This is a genomic window from Microbacterium umsixpiens (assembly GCF_053543675.1).
In genome coordinates, this window is record NZ_JBLVOH010000120.1 from 15,531 (window position 1) to 16,888 (window position 1,358).

2 protein-coding genes are annotated in these 1,358 nt (G+C 68.0%); one reads left to right on the forward strand and one right to left on the reverse strand.

From position 1 onward, the window contains the following. A partial coding sequence (locus tag ACNPM4_RS12040; protein WP_448985846.1) for a MerR family transcriptional regulator occupies positions 1-684 on the reverse strand: 684 nt, incomplete at its 3' end. A gap of 152 nt (positions 685-836) precedes the next feature. Here ACNPM4_RS12040 and ACNPM4_RS12045 point away from each other — a divergent pair. Next, the coding region (locus ACNPM4_RS12045) for an SDR family oxidoreductase (RefSeq protein ID WP_448985847.1) at positions 837-1,358 on the forward strand (522 nt) is incomplete at its 3' end.

Consider the following 1,358-nt stretch of genomic DNA (forward strand, 5'->3'; position numbering starts at 1 on the left):
GAGGATCGCGGGGAACGCCGTGTCGTCGCCTTCGACCGTGACGGCGACGGCCGCACCGCCGCCGAGTCGATGGCTCCGGATGCCCTCCGGGGTGTCCCGGATGACGCGGTCGACAGGAAGGCACACCTCGATGGGGCCGTCGCTGTCGGCGGTGATCGGGGCGTGGAAGATGCCGAACGCGTCGGAGGGGACGGTGAGACCGCGCTCGGCCGCCAGCGCGCTCAACCGCTCGTGCGCCTCTCGGATGCGTTCGTCGAGCTCGCCGACGTACGTCGTGACGAGCAGACTGAGCACCGCCTGCTCAGGGCGGATGTCGGTCGTGAGGGACTTCGTGTTCATCGGTGATCCTCTGAAATGCCCACGTGCCTGATCGAGGAGCGTGGCGGTCGAGGCTGCGGCCGTCCGGACCTGATCCCGGAACGCGTCCAGAGCCGCGACCGCGTCGCCGTCGGGCATCGCGATCACCTCCTGGATCGCATCGAGGCTCATGCCAGCCGTCCGCAGCAGGGAGATGAGCCGTCCCGTCCTCGCCTGCTCGATCCGATAGAAGCGGTACCCGTTGTCCGGGTCCACCGCATGCGGCACCAGGAGCCCGCGCTTCTCGTAGAGGCGCAGGGCCTTCGGCGAGAGCAGGGCGGCCTCGGAGAAGGGACCGATGCTGAGGAGGTCGATGGAGTGGCTCACAGGGTTCACGATGCTCTCTGCCCTCGGGACAAGGTCAAGCGGTCATCCGCTCCGAGGAATCGTAGCGAGCAGTTTCCGCCGACGTCTCACATTTCGCGCACCTGTCCGGTCAGCCATGGAGAAGGATGTACCGAGAAGACGAAGGAGCACGCATGAGAATCGCCGTCGCAGGAGGAACCGGGACCGTGGGCCGGCACACCGTGGAGGCGGTGCGGGCCGCAGGACATGAGGCGGTCGTGCTCAGCCGGTCGCAGGGAGTCGACCTGGTGACCGGGCAGGGTCTGGATGCTGCCCTGGCCGGTGCGGACGCGGTGATCGACGTGGCGAGCATCCAGACGCTCAAGGCCAGCGCGGCGATCGAGTTCTTCACCGCCGCGACCGGGAACCTGCTGTCGGCGGCATCGGATGCAGGGGTTTCGCACGCCGTACTGCTGTCGATCGTCGGGATCGATCGCATCCCCTACGACTACTACGCAGGAAAGGTCACGCAGGAGAAGATCGTCGAGGCCTCACACGTGCCGTGGACCATCCTCCGCGCGACGCAGTTCCATGAGTTCGCGGGCCAGATGTTCGAGAACGCGAAGGTGGGGCCGCTGCACCTCGCCCCGAACGCGCGGACGCAGCCCGTGGCTGCCGCCGAAGTGGGCGCACGCCTCGCCGCACTCGCTGCCGGG